Annotated in this window: 22 protein-coding genes, 4 tRNA genes and 1 pseudogene; 16 read left to right on the top strand and 11 right to left on the bottom strand. The window is 70.6% G+C overall.

The window, feature by feature from the left end; genetic code table 11:
• Position 1 precedes the first annotated feature (1 nt).
• The 6 genes from qcrB (at position 2) to ctaD (ending at position 6,722) form a co-directional block, all read left to right on the top strand.
• On the top strand, positions 2 to 1,573 hold the full coding sequence (gene qcrB, locus EIY87_RS39990) for a cytochrome bc1 complex cytochrome b subunit (RefSeq protein ID WP_125315175.1): 1,572 nt from the start codon (positions 2 to 4) through the stop codon (positions 1,571 to 1,573).
• On the top strand, positions 1,570 to 2,658 hold the full coding sequence (gene tal, locus EIY87_RS39995; RefSeq protein ID WP_125315176.1) for a transaldolase: 1,089 nt from the start codon (positions 1,570 to 1,572) through the stop codon (positions 2,656 to 2,658). The genes qcrB and tal overlap by 4 nt, the downstream gene beginning before the upstream one ends.
• 10 nt (positions 2,659 to 2,668) lie before the next feature.
• Positions 2,669 to 2,998: a hypothetical protein gene (locus tag EIY87_RS40000; protein ID WP_125315177.1), complete on the top strand. Its 330-nt coding sequence runs from the start codon at positions 2,669 to 2,671 to the stop codon at positions 2,996 to 2,998.
• 159 nt (positions 2,999 to 3,157) lie between these two features.
• Positions 3,158 to 3,634 (top strand): hypothetical protein, encoded by a 477-nt coding sequence (locus EIY87_RS40005; RefSeq protein ID WP_125315178.1) that lies wholly within the window; start codon positions 3,158 to 3,160, stop codon positions 3,632 to 3,634.
• A gap of 11 nt (positions 3,635 to 3,645) precedes the next feature.
• Positions 3,646 to 4,992 carry an NAD(P)/FAD-dependent oxidoreductase gene (locus tag EIY87_RS40010; protein WP_125315179.1) on the top strand — a complete coding sequence of 449 codons (1,347 nt, stop codon included), beginning with the start codon at positions 3,646 to 3,648 and terminating at the stop codon, positions 4,990 to 4,992.
• Positions 4,989 to 6,722, top strand: a complete 1,734-nt coding sequence (ctaD, locus tag EIY87_RS40015; RefSeq protein WP_125315180.1) for an aa3-type cytochrome oxidase subunit I — start codon at positions 4,989 to 4,991, stop codon at positions 6,720 to 6,722. The genes EIY87_RS40010 and ctaD overlap by 4 nt, the downstream gene beginning before the upstream one ends.
• A 4-nt stretch (positions 6,723 to 6,726) precedes the next feature.
• On the opposite strand, the gene EIY87_RS40020 is transcribed toward ctaD, so the two are convergent.
• Positions 6,727 to 6,960 (bottom strand): hypothetical protein, encoded by a 234-nt coding sequence (locus EIY87_RS40020; RefSeq protein WP_125315181.1) that lies wholly within the window; start codon positions 6,958 to 6,960, stop codon positions 6,727 to 6,729.
• 103 nt (positions 6,961 to 7,063) lie between these two features.
• Here EIY87_RS40020 and EIY87_RS40025 point away from each other — a divergent pair, with 103 nt between their 5' ends.
• A complete protein-coding gene (locus EIY87_RS40025; RefSeq protein ID WP_158641449.1) occupies positions 7,064 to 7,690 on the top strand; it encodes a CGNR zinc finger domain-containing protein in 627 nt (208 codons plus the stop codon).
• 9 nt (positions 7,691 to 7,699) lie between these two features.
• Here the strand turns inward: EIY87_RS40025 and EIY87_RS40030 are convergent, their stop codons facing one another.
• The 3 genes from EIY87_RS40030 to mshC form a co-directional block, all read right to left on the bottom strand.
• Entirely contained in the window at positions 7,700 to 8,137 is a 438-nt protein-coding gene (locus tag EIY87_RS40030; protein ID WP_125315183.1) for a DUF6292 family protein, read from the bottom strand.
• A complete protein-coding gene (locus EIY87_RS40035) occupies positions 8,134 to 8,451 on the bottom strand; it encodes a hypothetical protein (RefSeq protein ID WP_125315184.1) in 318 nt (105 codons plus the stop codon). The genes EIY87_RS40030 and EIY87_RS40035 overlap by 4 nt, the downstream gene beginning before the upstream one ends.
• A gap of 134 nt (positions 8,452 to 8,585) precedes the next feature.
• Entirely contained in the window at positions 8,586 to 9,824 is a 1,239-nt protein-coding gene (gene mshC / locus EIY87_RS40040; protein WP_125315185.1) for a cysteine--1-D-myo-inosityl 2-amino-2-deoxy-alpha-D-glucopyranoside ligase, read from the bottom strand.
• A gap of 98 nt (positions 9,825 to 9,922) precedes the next feature.
• Here mshC and EIY87_RS40045 point away from each other — a divergent pair, with 98 nt between their 5' ends.
• Both EIY87_RS40045 and EIY87_RS40050 read left to right on the top strand, forming a co-directional pair.
• Positions 9,923 to 10,513: a uracil-DNA glycosylase family protein gene (locus EIY87_RS40045; protein ID WP_225440353.1), complete on the top strand. Its 591-nt coding sequence runs from the start codon at positions 9,923 to 9,925 to the stop codon at positions 10,511 to 10,513.
• 120 nt (positions 10,514 to 10,633) lie between these two features.
• Positions 10,634 to 11,239, top strand: coding sequence for a TetR/AcrR family transcriptional regulator (locus EIY87_RS40050; protein WP_225440384.1), 606 nt, complete (start codon positions 10,634 to 10,636; stop codon positions 11,237 to 11,239).
• A gap of 9 nt (positions 11,240 to 11,248) precedes the next feature.
• On the opposite strand, the gene EIY87_RS40055 is transcribed toward EIY87_RS40050, so the two are convergent.
• Together EIY87_RS40055 and msrB are read right to left on the bottom strand one after the other, a co-directional pair.
• On the bottom strand, positions 11,249 to 11,788 hold the full coding sequence (locus EIY87_RS40055; RefSeq protein ID WP_125315187.1) for an MOSC domain-containing protein: 540 nt from the start codon (positions 11,786 to 11,788) through the stop codon (positions 11,249 to 11,251).
• 52 nt (positions 11,789 to 11,840) lie between these two features.
• Entirely contained in the window at positions 11,841 to 12,308 is a 468-nt protein-coding gene (msrB, locus tag EIY87_RS40060) for a peptide-methionine (R)-S-oxide reductase MsrB (RefSeq protein WP_125315188.1), read from the bottom strand.
• Positions 12,309 to 12,708: 400 nt separating this feature from the next.
• On the opposite strand from msrB, the gene EIY87_RS40065 reads away from it, so the two are divergent.
• The 4 genes from EIY87_RS40065 to EIY87_RS40080 are packed head-to-tail and all read left to right on the top strand — an operon-like array spanning position 12,709 to position 15,442.
• Positions 12,709 to 13,143, top strand: a complete 435-nt coding sequence (locus tag EIY87_RS40065; RefSeq protein WP_125315189.1) for a DUF5709 domain-containing protein — start codon at positions 12,709 to 12,711, stop codon at positions 13,141 to 13,143.
• A 29-nt stretch (positions 13,144 to 13,172) separates the two neighbouring features.
• Entirely contained in the window at positions 13,173 to 13,781 is a 609-nt protein-coding gene (locus tag EIY87_RS40070) for a sulfite oxidase-like oxidoreductase (protein ID WP_125315190.1), read from the top strand.
• Positions 13,781 to 14,479: a ferredoxin reductase gene (locus EIY87_RS40075; protein ID WP_125315191.1), complete on the top strand. Its 699-nt coding sequence runs from the start codon at positions 13,781 to 13,783 to the stop codon at positions 14,477 to 14,479. The genes EIY87_RS40070 and EIY87_RS40075 overlap by 1 nt, the downstream gene beginning before the upstream one ends.
• Positions 14,480 to 14,524: 45 nt before the next feature.
• Positions 14,525 to 15,442, top strand: a complete 918-nt coding sequence (locus EIY87_RS40080) for an NADP-dependent oxidoreductase (protein WP_125315192.1) — start codon at positions 14,525 to 14,527, stop codon at positions 15,440 to 15,442.
• A gap of 57 nt (positions 15,443 to 15,499) precedes the next feature.
• Here the strand turns inward: EIY87_RS40080 and EIY87_RS40085 are convergent, their stop codons facing one another.
• Positions 15,500 to 16,108 carry a TetR/AcrR family transcriptional regulator gene (locus EIY87_RS40085; protein WP_158641450.1) on the bottom strand — a complete coding sequence of 203 codons (609 nt, stop codon included), beginning with the start codon at positions 16,106 to 16,108 and terminating at the stop codon, positions 15,500 to 15,502.
• 204 nt (positions 16,109 to 16,312) lie between these two features.
• Between EIY87_RS40085 and EIY87_RS40090 the strand changes: the two are divergent.
• Positions 16,313 to 17,158 (top strand): annotated as a pseudogene (locus EIY87_RS40090) (tyrosine-type recombinase/integrase); the annotation flags it as partial.
• Between the two features lie 49 nt (positions 17,159 to 17,207).
• Here the strand turns inward: EIY87_RS40090 and EIY87_RS40095 are convergent.
• The 4 genes from EIY87_RS40095 to EIY87_RS40110 form a co-directional block, all read right to left on the bottom strand.
• Positions 17,208 to 17,282, bottom strand: a tRNA-Val gene (locus EIY87_RS40095).
• 1 nt (position 17,283) lies between these two features.
• Positions 17,284 to 17,354: transfer RNA gene (locus EIY87_RS40100), tRNA-Cys, on the bottom strand.
• A gap of 23 nt (positions 17,355 to 17,377) precedes the next feature.
• Positions 17,378 to 17,450 (bottom strand) — tRNA-Gly (locus EIY87_RS40105).
• 112 nt (positions 17,451 to 17,562) lie between these two features.
• On the bottom strand, positions 17,563 to 17,988 hold the full coding sequence (locus EIY87_RS40110; protein WP_033293569.1) for an SsgA family sporulation/cell division regulator: 426 nt from the start codon (positions 17,986 to 17,988) through the stop codon (positions 17,563 to 17,565).
• Between the two features lie 392 nt (positions 17,989 to 18,380).
• On the opposite strand from EIY87_RS40110, the gene EIY87_RS40115 reads away from it, so the two are divergent.
• Positions 18,381 to 18,452: transfer RNA gene (locus tag EIY87_RS40115), tRNA-Val, on the top strand.
• 733 nt (positions 18,453 to 19,185) lie between these two features.
• Complete coding sequence (locus EIY87_RS40120; protein ID WP_191984441.1) at positions 19,186 to 20,712, top strand: sugar transferase; 1,527 nt, start codon at positions 19,186 to 19,188, stop codon at positions 20,710 to 20,712.
• The last annotated feature ends 65 nt before the right edge of the window (positions 20,713 to 20,777 follow it).

Consider the following 20,777-nt stretch of genomic DNA (forward strand, 5'->3'; position numbering starts at 1 on the left):
CATGAGCTCATTGACCACGCCGACCAGGGGTACCGGCGCGCTCGAACGGCGCCTCGGGGAGGCCGCGGGCAACGCGGATCAGCGGTACCACCTGGCCAACGGCCTGCGGCACCAGATGAACAAGGTGTTCCCGACCCACTGGTCGTTCCTGATCGGCGAGGTGGCGCTGTACAGCTTCCTCCTCGTGATCGCGACCGGCGTGTACCTGACGCTCTTCTTCGACACCTCGATGCAGGAAGTCGTCTACCACGGCAGCTTCACGAACATGCAGGGTCTGGAGATGTCCCAGGCCTTCCGCACGACGCTGGACCTGTCCTTCGACGTCCGCGGCGGGCTGTTCGTGCGGCAGCTGCACCACTGGGGTGCGCTGATCTTCATCGCCGCCTCGCTCCTGCACACCTTCCGGATCTTCTTCACCGGCGCGTTCCGGCGCCCGCGGGAGGCCAACTGGGTCATCGGGGTGCTGCTGCTCCTGATCAGCATGTTCGAGGGTTTCTTCGGCTACTCGCTCCCGGACGACCTGCTGTCCGGCACGGGCATCCGCGCGACGCTGTCGGGCATCGTGCTCTCGGTGCCCGTCGTCGGCACCTGGATCCACTGGGCGCTCTTCGGCGGCGAGTTCCCCGGCGACCAGATCATCCCGCGGCTCTACACCCTGCACATCCTCGTGCTGCCGGGCATCCTCCTCGCCCTCACCGGCGTGCACCTGGCGCTGGTCTGGTACCAGAAGCACACGCAGTTCCCGGGCGTGCGCCGCAAGGAAACCAACGTCGTCGGCATCCGGATCATGCCCGAGTTCGCCCTCCACGGCGGCGCGCTCGCCGTGCTCGTCACGGGCGTGACCGCCTTGATGGCAGGGCTGTTCCAGATCAATCCGGTGTGGAACTTCGGCCCGTACAACCCGGCGCAGGTGTCGGCCGGTTCCCAGCCGGACTGGTACATGGCCTGGGCCGACGGCATGCTCCGGATCTGGCCCGCGTGGGAGGTCTACCTCGGGAACCACACGATCCCGGCGGTGTTCTTCCCGGGCGCCGTCGGCATGCCGCTGCTGTTCGGCATCCTGATCCTCTACCCGTGGATCGAGCGGAAGCTCGCGAAGGACACCGGTCACCGCAACCTGCTCCAGCGGCCGCGCGACGCCCCGGTCCGCACCTCGCTGGGCATGATGGCAATCGGGTTCCTCCTGGTCATCGAGCTGTCGGGGTTCAACGACATCATCGCCGACCAGTTCCGCATCTCGCTGAACGCGACGACGTGGGCGGGCCGCATCGGCGTGCTGCTCGCGCCGCCGATCGCCTACTACGTGACCTACCGGATCTGCCTGGGCCTGCAGCGGGCCGACCGCGAGGTGCTGGAACACGGCGTCGAGACCGGCATCATCAAACGCCTGCCGCACGGCGCGTTCATCGAGGTCCACCAGCCCCTGGCCTCGACCCCGCTCGACTACCAGGGCGCACCGGTGCCGAAGAAGATGAACAAGCTCGGGTCCGGCGGCCGGGCCGTGCCCGGTTCACTGTGGACACCGGACCCGCCGGAGGAGACCGCCGCGCTGGAACGGGACCAGACCAAGTGACCGAGGACAAGCTCCGCGCGCTCGGCGACGCCGGCGTCGCGATCTGGCTGGACGAACTCTCCCGCGACATCCTGGAAGACGGCGAGTTCGAACGCCTGGTGCGGGACTGCTCGGTCACGGGCGTCACCACGAACCCGACGATCTTCGCGAACGCCGTCGCCCGCGGCAGCCGCTACGCTCTCCAGCTCAACCGCCTGGCCGCGAACGGGATCGACGTCGCGGAGGCCGTCCGCGCGGTGATGATCTGGGACGTCCAGCGCGCGGCGGACGTGCTGCGTCCGGTCTGGGAGAGGACCGCCGGCGTCGACGGCCGGGTGTCGCTGGAGGTGAACCCCGAGCTCGCCGACGACACCGCCGCGACCATCGCGGAGGCCGTCCAGCTCTGGGAGCTCGTCGACCGGCCCAACCTCCTGGTCAAGATCCCGGCCACGCGCGCGGGTGTCCGGGCCGTCACGGGCGCCCTCGCGGCCGGGGTGAACGTGAACGTCACCCTGGTCTTCTCGGCACGCCGCTGTGCCGAGGTCGGGGCGGCTTACGTCGACGGGCTCGAGCAGGCCCGCGAGAACGGCCACGACCTCGTGTCGATCCACTCCGTCTCCTCGCTGTTCGTGTCGAGAGTGGACACCGAGGTCGACATGCGTCTCGACGCCAAGGGCGTCCGGGAGCTGCGGGGCCGCGCCGCCTTGGCCAACGCCCGGCTCGCGCACCAGGCCCTGGCGGAGGTGTGGGAAGGCGACCGGTGGCGGAGCCTGGCCGAAGACGGCGCCCGACCGCAGCGGCTCCTGTGGGCGTCCACGGGGGTGAAGGATCCGTCCTACCCGGACACGAAGTACGTCACCGGCCTGATCACACCGGGAACCGTGGTCACGATGCCGCCCGCGACGCTCTCGGCGTTCGCCGACCACGGCGAGGTCGCGGGGGACCAGGTCACCGGGCGGAGCGAAGAGGCGGCGGCGGACATCGCGGCCGTCGCCGCCGCCGGGATCGACCTCGACGACGTGTACACCACGCTCGAGCAGCAGGGCGTCGCGAAGTTCGCGGCCGGCTGGGCCGCCCTCCACGCCTCGGTCGGCGGCCAGTCCTGAAAGGAGTGCCATGCCCCGTTCACTGGAGTCACTCAGCCCCGCCGACGGCGAGCAAGTGACCACGAAGAACCTGGTCGCCGCACTGACGGCCGGGCGGATCGTCTACGACGACGGCGCCGAACAAGTCTTCGACGCCGACGGCGTCACCACCTACGTCGAGCGGGGCCACCCGACGCGCGGGGAATGGTACGTCGACAGCCACGGCCGCTTCGCGTCGTTCTGGCCACCCAGCTACCGCGCCTCGTACGACTTGCGGTGGCTGGTCGAGAACGGCTCGATCGTCGGCCTGCGGTTCACCCACGCCGAAGACGGTTCGCAGTTCTCCGGCCGCTACGCCTGACGGCGGGCCGTGCTCCGGCGGTAAGAAGTCCGGCCGGTCCGGCGCAAAGCACTCGACAGTGATGCCCCCACTGCCGGGCAGTGGTGCCGCGTCCCGGTCTCGCTCCCCACGGGCCGGGGGCCTCCCTGTCGTCCCCGCCGGGCGCTAGGAGGAGGAACCATGACGAACGCGGTGAACGGCAAGGCGGTGCTCCACCTGCCACGGCTGGTCGCCAGGGTGGACCGGCTGATGGCGGCCGCGGTCACGGCGCAGGCCGTGCTCGTGCTGGCCGACTTCCTGCTGCTGGGGCTGCTCGCCGGCGGCGTCGCCCTGCTGGAAGGGGCGTGCCTCGCCGTCTTCGGCATCGTCGGTCCCGCGATCGGCGTCACGCGCCACTTCCGGGTCGCGGCCCGGGACGGCGCCGGTCTCGTCCTCGCCTCGGCGGCCGGCTCACTGGTCCTGGGCTTGCTGTTCCACTTCGCACTCGGTGGACCCGCGAGCCTCCGTGTCATCGTGCACTCCGGAGCGTCCTTGGCGCGGCTCTTCGAAGTCTCCGTGACGCTCCAGGTGGCCGCGAGCGCCGCGGCAGTGCTGGTCGCCGCGCTCGCTTTGCGCCGCCGGACGTCGATCCTGTCGCTCGGCCGTCTTCCCGGGTGAGGCGGGACGTCATGCACAAGATCCTGATCATCGGCGGCGGCTACGCGGGCTTCTACGCCGCCTGGAAACTCGAAAAGAAGCTGCGGCGGGGCCAGGCCGAGGTCACGGTCGTCGACCCGCGGCCGTACCTGACCTACCAGCCGTTCCTGCCCGAGGTGGTGGCCGGCTCGATCGAGGCCCGGCACGCCGCGGTGTCGCTGCGCCGCCACCTGCACCGCACGCGCGTCGTCGCCGGGATGGTCACCGCGATCGACCACGAGCACCGGGTCGTCACGGTCCGGCCCGCCGACGGCGACGCGTTCGAACTGGGCTACGACCTCGTGGTGGTCACCGCGGGCGCGGTCACCCGCAAGTTCCCGGTGCCCGGCGTCGCGGAGCAGGCGATCGGGCTCAAGCACGTCGAGGAGGCGGTCGCCATCCGCGACCGGTTGCTGACGTCCTTCGACCGGGCGGCCACGCTGGCTCCGGGACCGCAGCGGCAGAGGCTGCTCACGGTCACCGTGGTCGGCGGCGGCTTCTCCGGCGTCGAAGGTTTCGCCGAGTTGCTGTCGCTGGCGTCCTCGGTCCTGCGGCGCTATCCCGAACTGGACCGCGACGAACTGCGGTTCCACCTGGTCGAGGCGTCCGCGCGGATCCTGCCCGAGGTGACCGGCCCGCCCGGCCGCTGGGTGGTGCGCTTCTTGCGGCAGCGCGGTGGGCAGGTGCACCTGAACACGCGGATCGAGTCGGCGACCGGCGGGCGCGTCGTGCTGTCCACCGGCGAAGAGTTCGACTCGGAGCTCATCGTGTGGACGACGGGCAACGCGGCGAACCCGGTCGTGGGCAGGCACACCGACCTGCCGGTGGACGAGCGCGGGTTCCTCCTCGTCCGGCCCGACCTCCGGGTCGGGACCGACCGCGAACCGGTCCCCGACGCGTGGGCCGCCGGGGACGACGCCGGGATCGAGGACCTCACCGCACCGGTCCCGGGCACCCGCACGGTGCCCAACGCCCAGCACGCCGTCCGCCAGGGCAAGCTGCTCGCCCGCAACATCGCCGCGACCCTGCGCGGCGGAAAACCGAAGGACTACCGGCACCGCAGCCTCGGCGCCGTGGCGGTGCTCGGCATCGGGCACGGCATCTTCCAGTACCGGCGGCTCGTGCTCAAAGGACCGCTCGCCTGGCTGATCCACCGCGGCTACCACGTGCTGGCCATCCCCACCTGGGAACGCAAGGTCCGCGTGCTGGCGGTCTGGCTGACCGCCGGGTTGTTCGGCCGCGACATCGTCTCGCTGGCCTCGGTGCAGCAGCCGCGAACCGCCTTCGTCGCCGGTGGGGAGCCGCCGGAAAGCTCGTTGCCCGACGGGAGAAAACCATGAAGACCACCGCGCCCGGCCCCATCGTCACCCGGCCGTACCCCGTGCGCCGTTCCGTGAAGGGCTCGGCGTTGCTGCGCCTGATGAGCACCACGGACCACAAGCAGATCGGCGTGATGTACCTGGTCACGGCCTTCGCCTTCTTCATGATCGGTGGGGCGATGGCAATGCTGGTGCGCAGCGAGCTCGCGCGTCCCGGGCTGCAGTTCCTCTCGCAGGAGCAGTACAACCAGCTGTTCACCATGCACGGCACGATCATGCTGCTGATGTACGCGACGCCCATCCTGTTCGGTTTCGCGAACTTCGTCCTGCCGCTGCAGATCGGCTCGCCCGACGTCGCCTTCCCGCGGCTCAACGCGTTCTCGTACTGGCTCTACCTCTTCGGCAGCCTGACCGTCGTCTCGGGTTTCCTCACCCCCGGCGGGGCGGCGGAGTTCGGCTGGACCGGCTACACGCCGCTGTCCGAAGCCACGCACACCCCCGGACCCGGCACCGACCTGTGGATCATAGGCCTGATCGTCAGCGGCCTCGGCACCATTCTCGGCGCCGTCAACATGATCACCACGGTCGTCTCGCTGCGCGCGCCCGGCATGACGATGTTCCGGCTGCCGATCTTCACCTGGAACATCGTGGTGACGTCGATCCTGATCCTCGTCGCGTTCCCCGTCCTCACCGCGGCGTTCTTCGGGCTGGAGGCCGATCGACGGCTGGGCGCGCACGTGTTCGACCCGGCCAACGGCGGGGTGATCCTGTGGCAGCACCTGTTCTGGTTCTTCGGCCACCCCGAGGTCTACATCATCGCGCTCCCCTTCTTCGGGATCGTGTCCGAGGTCTTCCCGGTGTTCAGCCGCAAACCCCTCTTCGGCTACAAGGGATTGGTCTTCGCCACGCTGGCCATCGCCGCGCTCTCGTTCTCCGTCTGGGCGCACCACCTCTACGCGACGGGTGCGGTGCTGCTGCCGTTCTTCTCGTTCATGACCTTCCTGATCGCGGTCCCGACCGGCGTGAAGTTCTTCAACTGGATCGGCACGATGTGGAAGGGCCAGCTGTCCTTCGAGACGCCGATGATCTTCTCGATGGGCTTCATCGTCACGTTCCTCTTCGGCGGCCTGACCGGCATCCTGCTGGCCGCGTCGGCGATCGACTTCCACGTGTCGGACAGCTACTTCGTCGTCGCGCACTTCCACTATGTCCTCTACGGCACCATCGCCTTCGCGACGTTCGCGGGCATCTACTTCTGGTTCCCGAAGATCACCGGCCGGATGATGGACGAGAAGCTCGGCAAGTGGCACTTCTGGACCACGTTCATCGGCTTCCACGGCACGTTCCTCGTCCAGCACTGGCTGGGTGCCGAGGGCATGCCGCGCCGGTACGCGGACTACCTGACCAGCGACGGCTTCACGACGCTGAACACGATCTCCACGATCGGCGCGTACATCCTCGGCGCCTCGACGCTGCCGTTCATCTGGAACGTCTTCAAGAGCTACCGGTACGGCGAGATCGTCACGGTGGACGACCCGTGGGGCTACGGCAACTCGCTGGAGTGGGCGACGTCCTGCCCGCCGCCGCGGCACAACTTCACCGAGCTGCCCCGGATCCGCTCCGAGCGGCCCGCGTTCGAGCTGCACTACCCGCACATGATCGAGCGCATCCACACCGAGGGCGAGATCGGCTTCTTCGGCAAGCAGCGGGTCAACAGCCACGCGTCGCCGTCGCAGCAGCTGCGAGGTTGACCGGTCAGCGGAGTTCGTCGCCACCGAATTGGCGGATCGCGCGCACCAGTGCCTCGTGATCGCGGGAGCAGGCAGGGCACGACTTCAGGTGCGCGGCCAGGCCGGGGAAAAGCTCGTCGGGGTTCTCGCCGGCGGCGGCCATCTCCGAGTAGGCGGGGAGCGCGTCGAGGGCGAGGTCGCACCCGATGTCCCGCGGATCGGTCCGGAGGAACTCGTTCAGTGCGTCCCAGTCGCTCATGCCCTACCTCGAGAGTTTCGAGCCGCGGTCTCGGACGTTAGCACCTGATCTTCGGCGGTTCTTACGCGCCGGGACACCCGGCTCATGGGAAGAAGGTGAAGAAATGCTGACGACACCGCACCACGCGCGGCTCACCGGCGAGGAACTGCCGGTCGACCTGATGAACACGGTGTGGTCGGGCCCGGGCGGCGTCACCGACGTCCTGGCGACCTCGGAGTCCACGATGGACTGGATCCGGGAGATCGCGCCGAGGCTGCCCCAGCAGCACCCGTCGTTCACGCACTGGCTGGCGTCGGCGACCCCGTTGAGCGCCCGCATGGCGGCCTACGACTTGCGGAGGCTGCGTGACGCGGTCCGCGGCCTGGCGGGCGAACTGACGGGGGACCGGCGCCAGGGGCTCCCGCCGGTCCCGGACCGGGCCACGGCGCTGAACGTCCTCAACAGCGCGGTCGCCGGGGCACCGCACTGGCCGGCGTTGGTGTGGCGGCCGCGGTCCGAACCCGAGCTGGGCGTCCAGGGTGACGTGCCGGGCGGGGTCGCGGCGGTCGGCCAGATCGCCCGTCAGGCGGTGGAGCTGTTCGGTGGCCGCGACCGGCGGCGCCTGCGTGCCTGCCCGGCGCCCGGCTGCTCCAACTACTTCCTCGACGTCGGCCGTCGCGGGCGGCGCACCTGGTGCTCGCCCTCGTGCGGTGCGCGGGTCCGGACCGCGCGGCGGAGGCAACCCGGCTGACATCGCCGTTCAGCGCGGCCACTGCCAGCCGTCGGGCCGGTAGCGCCGCAGCCCGTCGAGCAGCACCGCTTCGCCGTCGTGGAGGACAGGGACGACCGGCACGGCGGGAACGTCGCCGCGCCGCACGGCGGCCAGGAACCGGGCCAGCCGCTGCGGCCCGGGCACCAGTTCGCCACCGAGGTAGGCGACCACGAGCAGATCCGGCCCGGAGTCGTGCTCGACCGCGGCCGACCAGCCGTGCCGCTCGTCCCAGAGGAGGGCGACGTCCCGGCCCGGATGCCGCAGCAGCCGCGTGTCGAGCGCGATGTAGGCGGACGCGGGGTTGCCGAAGTCGGCCGTGCAGGACTCCACCCCCACGCCGACGGCCGCGCTCACCGCCGCGAGGTAGGCCGGAAGGCGGTGGTGGAGGACGAGTTCCCGATCGTGCCCATTGGCCAGCGAGATCACCGGCGCGAGGTCGCTTTGCCGAGCGGGACACCCACCACGGCGAGCATCGACGACGGGCAGGCGACGATCCGGAACCGGCAGCGGTACCGCGCGGCGTGGTGCTTCCGGAGGGCGAGCGCCGCGTCCAGGCCGAGCGCGGTGCAGCCGGTCAGGTCGACGGTGACGACCCCGCGGCAGACGGCCGTCGCGAAGTCGAGTTCGGCGCAGAGCCGCTCGACGGCGGACGGCGTGGTCAGGCGACCGGTGACCAGAATGGCGATCGAGCCGTCGGAGACCGCGACCTTGACGGGCTCTTCGGGCAAGCTCACGAGCACGACGTCCCCTCCCTGCGGGTGATCGCTAGTTGGTGCCCACCGGCGAGCACCTCTTACCGCTGCCGCAAGGATTCCGGCCGAGCCCCTCGCGCCGAGCCGGACAGACTGGCCGAAACGCCCGCGGCGGAAGCGTCCTACAGGGCGACTCCGAGGAGTGCGTCGACGGCGGTCCGGATCAACGCGGGAGCGTCGGCATCCGTGCCCGGCTGCCGCAGCGCGCCGGCCACCCACGCGTCGACGGCCGCGAGCGCCGACGGGGTGTCCAGGTCGTCGGCGAGCCGGTCCCGCAGGGTGGCGACCGTGTCCTCCGCCGCCGGGCCCGCCGGTGCCGACGTCGCCACCCGCCAGCGCGCCAGCCGCTCCTGGGCCTGGTGCAGCAGCTCGCCGGTCCACGCGCGATCGGTGCGGTAGTGCCCGGCGAACAGCGCCAGCCGCATCGCCGACGGGTCCACGCCCTCGGCCCGCAGCCGCGACACGAACACCAGGTTGCCTTGGGACTTCGACATCTTCTCGCCGTCGAGCGTGATCATCCCGGCGTGGACGTAGTGCCGGGCGAACGGGTGACCGCCCGTGCGGGCCTCCGCGTGGGCCGCGCTGAACTCGTGGTGGGGGAACACCAGGTCCGACCCGCCGCCCTGGACGTCGAACCCGAGGCCGAGCCGGTTGAGCGCGATCGCGCTGCACTGGACGTGCCAGCCGGGCCGTCCCGCCCCGAGCGCGGATTCCCGCGACGGCTCGCCGGGCCGGGCGAGCCGCCACAGCAGCGCGTCGAGCGGGTCGCGCTTGCCCGGGCGGTCCGGGTCGCCGCCGCGCTCGGCGAAGAACCTCGCCATGGCCGCCTCGTCGTAGTTCGACCCGTAGCCGAACCGGCCGGTGGCCGACCGGTCGAAGTAGATGTCCGGGTAGGCGGGATCGTCGGCCCGGTAGGCCGAGCCGGTGGCGAGGAGCTCGCCGATCATCTCGGCGATTTCGGGGATGGCCTCCACGGCGCCGACGAACTCCCGCGGCGGCAGCACCCGCAGCGCCGCCATGTCCGCACGGAACAGCGCGGTCTCGCGGCTGCCGAGCGCCACCCAGTCTTCGTGGTCCCGCTCGGCGCGCTCCAGCAGGGGCTCGTCGATGTCGGTGACGTTCTGGACGTAGTGGACGTCGTGGCCGCCGTCGCGCCACAGCCGGTGGACCAGGTCGAAGGCCAGGTACGTCGCCGCGTGCCCGAGGTGGGTCGCGTCGTAGGGCGTGATGCCGCAGACGTACATCTTCGCCACGGGGCCCGGTGCCGTCGGCTCGAGCCGGCCGGTGGCGGTGTCGTGGAGCCGCAACGGGGGCGGGGTGCCGGGGACGCGGGGCACGGCGGCCGAAGACCAGGTCTGCATGCTCCGACCCTAGGCGAGGCCGGGTCAGGATGGACGAGATGGTCCACTTAGCGTATCGTCCCGCTCGATCTTCCCGACGACGGAAACCCGGAGTGCAGTTGGCAGACGTTTTGCGCGCGGTCATGGACGAGCTGACGGCGGACCCCTCCAACGCGTGGGCGCGGGACCTCGGCTACCGGCCCGTGTGGGCCGGGTCGCCGTCCGCGCGGGTCGTGATCATCGGCCAGGCGCCGGGCTGGCGGGCCCAGGAGAGCGGGATCCCGTGGGACGACGCCAGCGGCGTGCGGTTGCGCTCGTGGCTCGGCGTCCGCGACGACGAGTTCTACGACCCCGAGCTGTTCGCCATCGTGCCGATGGACTTCTACTTCCCCGGCAAGGGCAAGACGGGCGACCTGCCCCCGCGCAGGGACTTCGCGCCGCGGTGGCACCCGCGGATCCTGGCCGGGATGCCCGAGGTCACCCTCCGCGTGCTCATCGGCGCGTACGCGCAGCGGTTCTACCTCGCCGGCCGGGCCAAGGCGAACCTCACCGAGACCGTGCGGGCCTACGGCGAGTACCTCGCCGCCGAGTTCCCGCTGGTGCACCCGTCACCGCTGAACTACCGCTGGCACGCCCGGAACACGTGGTTCGACGCCGAAGTCGTCCCCGCGCTGGCCGCCCGGGTCGCGCTCGCGCTGGGCCGCGGGTGACGACGTCGGCGACTGGTCCGGAAGGTCCGTATTCCGCCGCGCCGGGGCCGCCGGCCCGGGCTCGGCCGCCGAGGCGCTCCGGTGCGATAATGTGGTGCCGTGGTGGAACCGGAGAGCTCTGTGAGGCCGGTCCGGCGGACGGCGCGTGGTGAAGCGACCAGGGCGCGGATCCTGCGGGCCGCTGTCGACTTGATGACGGTGAAAGGGGTGGCCGCCACCACGCTCGACGACGTCCGCGCCGCGAGCAGCACCAGCAAGTCGCAGCTCTACCACCACTACCCCGACAAGGACGCCCTGGTCCAGGACGTCATCGAGTACCAGGCCGAAGAGGTGCTGACCACCCAGGCGGAGCAACTGCGGCGGCTCAATTCGATCCGCGGGCTCGAGCGCTGGCGGGACGCGATCGTCCAGCGCAGTGCCCTGCGCAACGGGGCTTACGGGTGCCGCCTGGGTTCGCTGGCGAGTGAGCTTTCGGACCAGAACGAGCGGGCGCGCTCGGCGCTCGCCGGCCATTTCGAGACCTGGCAGGGGCTGATCACCGACGGCCTGCGGCGGATGCGGGACTCCGGCAAGCTGCGGCCCGACGCCGACCCCGAACGGCTCGCCATCGGCCTGATGGGTGCCTTGCAGGGCGGGTACCTGCTCGCGCAGACCGAGCACGACGTCAAGCCGATGCGCATCGCGCTCGACATGGCCATCGACCACATCCGCGGCTTCCAGCCCTGAGGCACCGCGTCAGGTCACGGTGAGGGTCGCGGGACCGACGCGCAGGACCCCGTCGTCCAGTGGGGTGCAGCGCACGCCGCCGTGGCCGCGCAGCCCCCGGAACGCGCCGGGCGCCAGTACCACGTCCATCCACGCGCACGGGTGGGCCGGGCGGTAGGCCTGGAACCGGACTTCGCCCGCTCCGGAATCGAGGCCGAACACCGCGCCGGACCCGCCGCGCGGCGCGGCCAGCTCGTCGACGGGGAACCCGCGCACGACGATGTTGCGTCGCGGCAGGTGCGGGTCCGGTACCGCGGCGAGGCCGAGGTCGCGGGCCAGGACGTCGAGTGACTCGGCGGCGAAGAGGGTGACCGCGGCCCGGCGGTGGGCGGGCTGGTTGAAGTACCGGTCCCCGACGAGCCCGAGCCCGGCGCGCACGGTGACCTCGGCGTGCTCGACGGGTTCCGGATCGGGCCGCGGGCCGTCGGCCGGACGACCTTCGAAGGCGTGCGCGGGGGAGACCAGCAGCGCGACGATCTCCACCGGGATCGCCCGGTGCGGTTCCGGCATGGCTCTCCTCCCTCGCTCCGGCGCGCGAACCGGGGTTCGCGCGCCGGAGACGTCACTTGCCGTCGGTGCCGCTCGTGAACAGGGCGCGGTAGGCGCCGTAGCCCGCCGCCTCCAGGTCGTCGAGGTGGATGAACCGCAACGACGCGGAGTTGATGCAGTAGCGCATCCCGCCCTTGTCGAGGGGGCCGTCGTCGAAGACGTGGCCGAGGTGGCTGTCCCCGTGCAGCGAGCGGACCTCCGCCCGGATCATCCCGTGGCTGAAGTCCTCCCGCTCGACGACGTTCGCCTTGTCGATCGGCTTGGTGAAGCTCGGCCAGCCGGACCGGCTGTCGTACTTGTCGACCGAGGCGAACAGCGGTTCGCCGGACACGACGTCGACGTAGATGCCCGGCTCGTGGTTGTCCCAGTACGCGTTCGCGAACGGACGCTCCGTGCCGTCCTGCTGGGTGACGCGGTACTGCTCCGGGTTCAGCCGCGAGACGGCTTCCGGGTTCTTGTGGTACTTGGCCTGCTGAGGCACAGCTCTCCCTTCCCCGCCTTGCGGCGCGAAGCTGGGGCACCAGGTGGAACGCACCTGGACGTGCGGAGGTACAGACGTGCCGCGGGCCCGTGCTATTCCGCCGGACGGCCGGTCGGCGCGGGTGCGTTCGCCTTTCGTAAGAACTGGGTGGAGACGCCCGGCTGATTGGACTGTATGGTCCATGAAAAGCTACGTCGACCCTGAAGGAAAAGCCATGGCCAACACCGTGACCCCCGTCCTCGAGGTGTTGTCCATCCCGACGCTGATTCTTGTTGCGGGGCGCCAAGCCGAAGGCCGCGCTGCTGGCCGACCTCGCCGACGTCCTGGCCTCGATGGACTAAATAGTCCAGACGAGCTAGGGTTGCCCGGAACGACGCGGCGGATCGAATGCGAGAACCCCATGAGTGACGACTCCGACGAGTACGACGGCGGTTTCGACCTGGACAACGGTCTGCTGGAACCCGAGGACAGCCTCGTGGACCGCGGCGTGGCGGATGTGCTGGACGAGGGCTACACCCCGCCGGACCACCCCGTCGCGGTCTTCGACTGGGGCGTGACGGCGCGGGAGGCCGCCGGCCACGAGGAGCTCGGCAAACGGCTCGCGCGGGAGCTGCCGGACGTCTTCGACGCCGCGGACCGGGGCGACGGGCTCGGTGACGCGTCCGACACGGACGGCGAGCTGTACGACGACCAGGTCGGCGTGGCGCGGGCCGGACGGCTGGTCGAGGACCCGGACGCGGACGAGGTGTACCCCTACGTGTTCGCCTCCGATGTCGGCCTGGACGGCGCCGCGGCCTCCGCCGAAGAAGCGGCCATCCACATCGTTCCGGAATGACCGCCGACGCACGAGAAAGGCAGAGACAGATGGTGATCACCAGAGGCTTCACCGGGCGCGGGCGCGCCGGCCGGGACCCCCGGCTGCCACCCGGGCAGTACGACGCGGGCGACGACTGGCCGGTCCTGCACGCGGAAGCGACGCCGTCGATCGACACCGCGACGTGGACCTTCACCATCGACGGCCTCGTCGACACGCCGACCACCTGGACGTGGGACCAGATCCACGCGCTCCCGGGCGACCGGTACGAAGGCGCGATCCACTGCGTCACGACGTGGTCCAAGTTCGGCATGAGGTTCGACGGCGTCTCCGTCGACACCCTCCTCGACGTCACCGGGGTGCGCGACGACGCGGCCTACGTCATGGCGCGGTCGCACACCGGCTACACGACCAACCTGCCGATCGAGGACGTGGTCGACGGCCGCGCCTGGGTGGTGTGGGACGTCAACGGCGCACCGCTGGACGACATCCACGGCGGCCCGGCGCGGCTGCTGGTGCCGCACCTGTACTTCTGGAAGAGCGCCAAGTGGGTGTCCGGGCTGAAGTTCATGGCCGAGGACCAGCAGGGCTTCTGGGAGCGCAACGGCTACCACGACCACGGCGACCCGTGGCTCGAGCAGCGTTACCAGGGCGACTGATGGCCACGGCTTCGTCCTGGCAGACCGGCGTCGTGACCGCGATCGGCGAGGAGACCCCGCACGCGAAGACGTTCCGGCTGCGGCTCGCCGAACCCCGGACGCACCGGGCGGGCCAGTTCTACGTCGTCCGGTTGACCGCCCCGGACGGCTACCACGCCCAGCGGGACTACTCGGTGGCCAGCGCGCCCGGCGGCGAGCACATCGAGCTCACCGTCGAGAAGCTGCCGGACGGCGAGGTGTCGGCGTTCCTGCACGACGTGGTCCGGGTCGGTGACACGCTGCAGGTCCGCGGCCCGATCGGCCGGTTCTTCTCCTGGGACGGCGACGCGCCCGTCCTGGGCGTCGCCGGGGGCTCCGGGGTGGTCCCGCTGATGTCCATGCTGCGGCTGGCCCGGGGCGCGGGCCGCCCCGGCCTGATGCGGTTGGTCGTGTCCGTCCGATCACCCGAAGATCTTTACTACGCGGACGAAATCACCGGTCCGGAGACCACGGTCGTCTACACCCGCCGAGGCCCGGCGGGCGGTTCCCGGCCGATCGGCCGCCTCACGGCCGAGGACCTCCGGCCGCTGGCCGAGGCGGACCGCGACGTCTACGTCTGCGGCTCGCAAGGGTTCTGCGACGCGGCGACCGGTCTGCTCGCCGACGTCGGGATCGAGGAGAAGCGGATCCGGGTGAGCCGGTTCGGGCCGACCGGCTGAGCCGGTCGGTGTGGCTGTGACCAAGGGAATGCAGGAAGGTGCCGGATGAAGGCGATCGTGGTGACGGACCAGGCCGCGGGAACGGCCGGGATGAAGGTGGTGGAGCGGCCGCGAGCGGAGGCGGCGGGCAACGACGTCCTCGTCGAGGTGCACGCGTCGGGGTTCACCCCCGGCGAGCTGACGTGGCCGTCGGCCTGGGTCGACCGGCTCGGCCGCGACCGCACGCCGTCGGTGCCCGGGCACGAGCTGGCTGGCGTGGTCAGCGCGCTCGGGTACGGCACGCGGGGGTTGTCGGTGGGACAGCGGGTATTCGGCCTGACCGACTGGACCCGTGACGGCACGTTGGCGGAGTACGCGGCCGTCGAGGCGCGGAACCTCGCGCCGTTGCCGGGTGACATCGACTTCACGGTCGGGGCGAGTCTGCCGATCTCGGGCCTGACCGCGTGGCAGGGGTTGTTCGTGCACGGCCGCGTCGAGGCGGGGCAGAGCGTCCTGGTGCACGGGGTGGCCGGCGGGGTCGGTTCGATGGTGGCGCAGCTCGCGCGCGAGGCGGGCGCGCACGTCATCGGCACCGGGCGCGCCGCCGATCGTCAGGCGGCGCTCGACTTCGGGGCGCGGGAGTTCGTGGACCTCGAGCACGACTCGCTGGACGAGGTCGGCGGGGTCGACCTGGTTTTCGACGTCTTCGGCGGCGACATCCAGAAGCGGTCCGCGGACCTGGTGCGCGCCGGGGGAACGCTGGTGACGATCGCCGGCCCGCCGGAGGCACGGCCCGCCGCCGGCTTGGCGATCGACTTCGTCGTCGAAGCCGACCGCGCTCAGCTGGGCGAAATCGCTCAGCGGGTCCGGGAGGGGCGGCTGAAGACGAACATCGGCACAGTTGCCGCGCTCGACGACGCCGTCGCCGCCTTCAACCCGGCGGAGCGCGTCAAAGGCAAGACGATCATCCGCGTTCGTCCGTAGGGGGCCGGCTCCGACGGAACCTGAGCGAGGGCACATATAGATGGACTATAAGGTCCACTATGGGGTATGGGCGCGAATCTGGTCGAACGCCATCGCCAGGGTCGCTCGCAAGGGGTTGGCGTCCTGGGCGAGGTGTGCCAGCAAGTGACCGCCCTGCAGGGCGGCGATGAGGCCGATGGCGAGTTCCTCGGGGTCTGCTCCTCGGTCGAGTTCGCCGGCGGCCTGGAGGCGCCACAAGGCTGAGGCCAGCAACGCCTTCCACCGGGAGAACGCCTTGGCGAGCGCGCGGTGCCCCCGATCGTGGCGGTCGGCGAGGAGGTGGATCAGCGAACCGAGCGCGCGGGCGGTTTCGGGTGTGAGCCGGTCGAGAAGCCACCGTTCCAGGTCGCTGAGGTGCTGAACGGCGTCCAGGTGGGCACGCTGAGCTCGGAACACGGCGTCCAGCCGGGTCGACACGATCGCCTCCACGATCGCGTCGGGGTCCGGGAACAACTGCTCGAGTTCCGCCCGGGTCACCCCGGCGGCGGTTTGGATGCGCGCCGGGCTCAGCGAGCTGACGCCGTGGCGCACGAGGAGGGTGGTCGCCACAGCGACGACGCGTGCACGGGGATCCGGCTCCGAAGCTTCGACACGGGGGCCGGGTCCGTCGTTCCAGTCGGCCGTCATGGCTTGCACAGTAGTCGTCCTGGCCCCGGCCGGATGCATCAACCCCGCCCAAAAGTGGACTGTATAGTCCTTACCTGGAGGTTCCGGTGTGCCCGATGCCTCGCCGGGATAAGGGGGCGAACGAGGCAGGCCGAACGACGGGAAGCGCCGGCGGCGCCAACCCTGCGAGCATGGCGCAGCGCCCCTCAAGCGCCTTTGGTAGCAGCGTCGTACTTCGCGTTGTTCTCCACGATCCTCAACGGTGCGGTGCGGGCGCGGATGATCCCGGCCAACCCGTGCAACGGCGTCCGGGTGTCCAAGGGTGAGTTCGAGGCCGAGCGGCTGGTGGCGACGCCGGCGCAGGCGCTGTGTGCGGCGATGCGGCTCTACGAGGTGGGTCTGGGCAAGTCGGGTTTGTGCTGTGCTTGATGGATGTCTATACCGGCGCCCGATGGGGTGAACTTGTCGGGCAGCAGCGGCATGAGTACGACTCCGAGCGGAGGGGGATCGAGATCCGGTCACCACTGAAGGAGGTGAGTGGGAAGGTCTACAAAGGAGGCAGGAAGAGTCGAACGTCAAGAGTCGTCCGCCGACTCGGCGAGGGAACGCCCGGCCGAAGAAGGGGCGGACGAAAACTCCTGCGGGGAGGCGGTTCGTGGCGCTGCCGCCGGGGATCGCGGTGCTCTACGAGGAACTGATGGACAGCCATCGGGAGCCGTTCGTGCTGTGCACGCCGGAAGGGCATCCGTGGCGGGGGAGCGGCGACCGCCGATCCTGCCGTCGTTCACCTTCCACGAGGGCCGGCACACCCACAGCACGTGGCTGACCGAGGACGGGATCCCGGAGGTCGCCCGCCGCGCGCGGCTGGGGCAGAAGATGAAGGGCATCCCGCGTCTACGACCACGTGACCCCGGCGATGGTGAACGAGATCGTGGACGACCTGGAGGAGCGCTGGCAGCGTTCGCTGGCGTTGCTGTATCTGGGGAGCGGGTGTTGTGGTTCCCGCACCTGCGGTCCCAGCGGGCGATCGGGCCGGGGGCCGCCGCCGGATTGTCGCCATCTGACGACTGAAGCCCCGCCCCTCCGAAGAGGGACAGGGCTCCTGACCTGCGAAAACATGTGGTGCGCGATACTGGGATTGAACCAGTGACCTCTTCCGTGTCAGGGAAGCGCTCTCCCGCTGAGCTAATCGCGCGAGGTGGAGACGGGATTCGAACCCGTGTACACGGCTTTGCAGGCCGTTGCCTCGCCTCTCGGCCACTCCACCGTGACAGGCTCGAGAGCCTACCGAGCGGATGACGGGATTCGAACCCGCGACCCTCACCTTGGCAAGGTGATGCGCTACCAGCTGCGCTACATCCGCACTCCGCAGCTCCGGGTTGTCGTTCCCCCGTCGCCGTGGTGTGTGAAAACCATATCGGACCCCGAAAACGGCGGTGACACCGGGGTGTCACTCCGCCGTTGCAAGCCTGTCATCAGGCCAGATCGTGGGGGATGAGGTGGGTCAGGGCGTCGTCGACGTCGACCCACAGGTGCTCGTTGCCCGGGAGGACGACGTCGTAGGTGCGGTCGAGGAAGTCCGCCAGCTCCTGGGCCGACGCCTCGAACATGGCGTGCCCGGACGGCGAGTTCAGCTCGATCAGCACGGACTCGGGGTCTTCGACGGACGGGCGGATGCGGACGTCGCCGTCACCCGCGTCGGCCAGGAGGCCGTCCGCGAGGAGGTCGCGGGCGTACACCCACTCGACCCAGCCGGCGCGGCCGGTGCGGAAGGCGGCGACGACCGCGTACGGGTCGCGTGTGTCGTAGCGCAGCTCCACCTTGACCGGAACCGCGGGAGTCCGCGGCGCCAGCAGGTCGAAGACCGCCGTCGAGCGGAGCGTCACGTGATCGTTGCGCATCGTCCTACCCTTCGTCTCCCTTCCCGGCCCGGCCCGGCCGAGGGCGTCACCAAGTGGGACGCATCGGGAGGCCTGTTCCGTCGCGGGTGCGCCGCAGATCACCCGTCCGGGCTCATGGGCCCCCGTCTGCCGTCCGTGACCACCCCACGGCGCGCGTGTGACCGCGCGCCCCGCGGGGGCCCACGCCTCCATACTGCGCGGTTTAGTCGCCGGGCGATAGCACCGTCGCACGGATGTCGAACGTGGCGTCGGGCGGCCCCCGGGCCGGACAACCCCGGCTAGCTCGGGGTTGTTCGTTCCGTACTCGCCGGTAAGCGGAGTGTGGTCGGCGAGGACCACCCGTTTGCAGGCGCCCGGAAGTCGTACGCTAAAGTTTCGCCAACACCGCGAGCGGGCGATTAGCTCAGCGGGAGAGCGCTTCGTTCACACCGAAGAGGTCACTGGTTCGATCCCAGTATCGCCCACCGAAGCTCGACGCCGAAGGTCCCGGACGCACTCGTCCGGGGCCTTCGGCGTTTTCACGCGTCCCCAGGTCGGCTCGGCTTTCCGGTCGCCGGCCCGAACCGGAGTGAACGGTCCGTTCGAATCCGCCGTACTTGCTGACGAGAGCGGTTCGCGCCCCCGCCGGGAGGGGGCGCCGAACCTGCCTCCGCGACTTGCCGCCGCGGCGGATTTCTGTCGAACGGGACCCCGTGGGAGGGCGTATGTGATCCTCGGCACGCGCGAGCGGGCACGTGCGACAAAAACCGGCGCGCGTGACGGTCCGATGGCGAACGTAACCGCCCGCTCACGCGCCGCCGCCGGGGCGGCGTCGCGGCGATGTCCCGGTCCACTGTGGACGACGACGCGCCCGCGGTGTCCACAGTGGATCTCCGGGGCCCGTTCGGCCGTTCGGCGGCACGTGGTCCACCCGGGTGCGGGCATCGCCCTTTTTGACTACGGATTGTAATTTTCCTGGGGATACGCCCTATTACCCATCGTCATCATCTTGTTATCTTGCGGCCATTTCTTGGCGGGGAAGTCGCGCAGCATGTGGCTGGAAATCCTTGTAACGATGCTGAGAGAGTCGCCGATACCTTGCCGTGTGAAGCCTCTCCGGGCACTGCGCGACAGCTGAGTCGTGATGACTCTCCGAAATCACCAACGGTGACGCAGCGTGCCTGTGAGATCAACCGAATCTTGTTCACGGGAGGTCAGATGGAAGAGTCGGTGCGGCCTTCGTACACGGTGAGCCAGCCACCGCCGCACATCGACCTCCAGGCCATCCCGCGTCCCGCCAAGCGGGACGAGCACCTGGCGGAGCCGGACGCGACGCCGTCCGCCAAGGCGTTGCCCGCGGCCTGGGAAGCGAGGTACAGAGCCTGGGTCATCGGCAGCGACGTGTTCATCACGCTGCTGGTGATCGCGATCAGCGCGTTCGTCATCGATCGCGTTGCCCCGCACGACATGCACGCCTTCGGCACCATCCTCGCCGTGTTCGTCTCGCTGCCGGTCAGCCGGGCCTGGAGCCCGCGCGTGCTGGGCGAAGGCGCGGAGGAGTACCGCACCCTGGGCCGCGGCTTCCTCACCGCCGCCGTCCTGGTCGCGCTCGGCGGCCTGCTGTTCGGCGCGCTCGAGGTCCAGGTCTGGGTGTTCGTCGTCGTGCCCGCCATCGCGCTCGTCGCCTTCCCGCAGCGGTACCTGCTGCGCCAGGTGCTGCACCGCAAGCGCGCCAAGGGTCTCTGCCTGCTGCCGGTGATGGCCGCGGGCAGCCCGGAGACGGTCGCCGACCTGATCGCCCGCACCCGCTCGGAAGTGCACGTCGGCTGGCGCGTGGAGGCCGCCTGCACCTTCAGCGGCCACGGCGAGGAGCGCGACAGCGGCGAGATCGACGGCGTCCCGGTCGTGGGCCGGCTCGAGGAGCTGTCCCGCCACGTGCGCCGCGGCGGCTACCGGGTCGTGGCGATCACCGCGGACCAGTACTGGACGCCGAAGCGCCTGCAGCGGCTGGCCTGGGACATGGAGGGGACCGGCGCCGAGATGGTCGTGGCGCCGGTGCTGATGGAGGTCGCCGGCCCGCGGCTCAACGTCACCGGCGTGCTCGGGATGCCCCTGCTGCGCGTCACGGCGCCGATGTTCACCGGCGGGCGCCGGGTGGTGAAGGAGATCGTCGACCGCTGCGGCTCGGCCCTGCTGCTCACGATGCTCTCGCCGCTGCTGCTGGTGATCGCGCTCGCGATCAAGCTGAACGACCGCGGCCCGGTGATCTACCGCCAGCGCCGCGTCGGCCGCGACGGCGCCGTCTTCACCATGCTCAAGTTCCGCACGATGGTCACCAACGCCGACGAGATCAAGCAGACCCTGGCCGCCGACAACGAGGGCGCGGGCCCGCTGTTCAAGATGAAGCGCGACCCGCGGGTCACCCGCGTGGGTGGTTTCCTGCGCCGGTATTCGCTCGACGAGGTGCCCCAGCTGTTCAACGTCGTGTCCGGGAAGATGTCGCTCGTCGGCCCGCGCCCGCCGCTGCCGGAGGAGACGGCGCAGTACGCGCCCGACGCCCGCCGCCGCCTGCTGGTGAAGCCGGGGCTCACGGGGCTGTGGCAGGTCAGCGGCCGCAGCGACCTGACGTGGGCCGAGAGCATCCGGCTCGACCTGCGCTACGTCGAGGACTGGTCGCTCGCGCTGGACCTGGTGATCCTCTGGAAGACCTTCCGCGCGGTGATGGGCGGCCAGGGCGCCTACTGAGCCGGCCGACCGCGCGCTTCGCACCACGGCCGCCGACCCCGCTGGAGGGGGTCGGCGGCCGTGTC

Origin of the sequence: Amycolatopsis eburnea (genome assembly GCF_003937945.1) — a bacterium.
GTDB classification, from domain to species: domain Bacteria; phylum Actinomycetota; class Actinomycetes; order Mycobacteriales; family Pseudonocardiaceae; genus Amycolatopsis; species Amycolatopsis eburnea.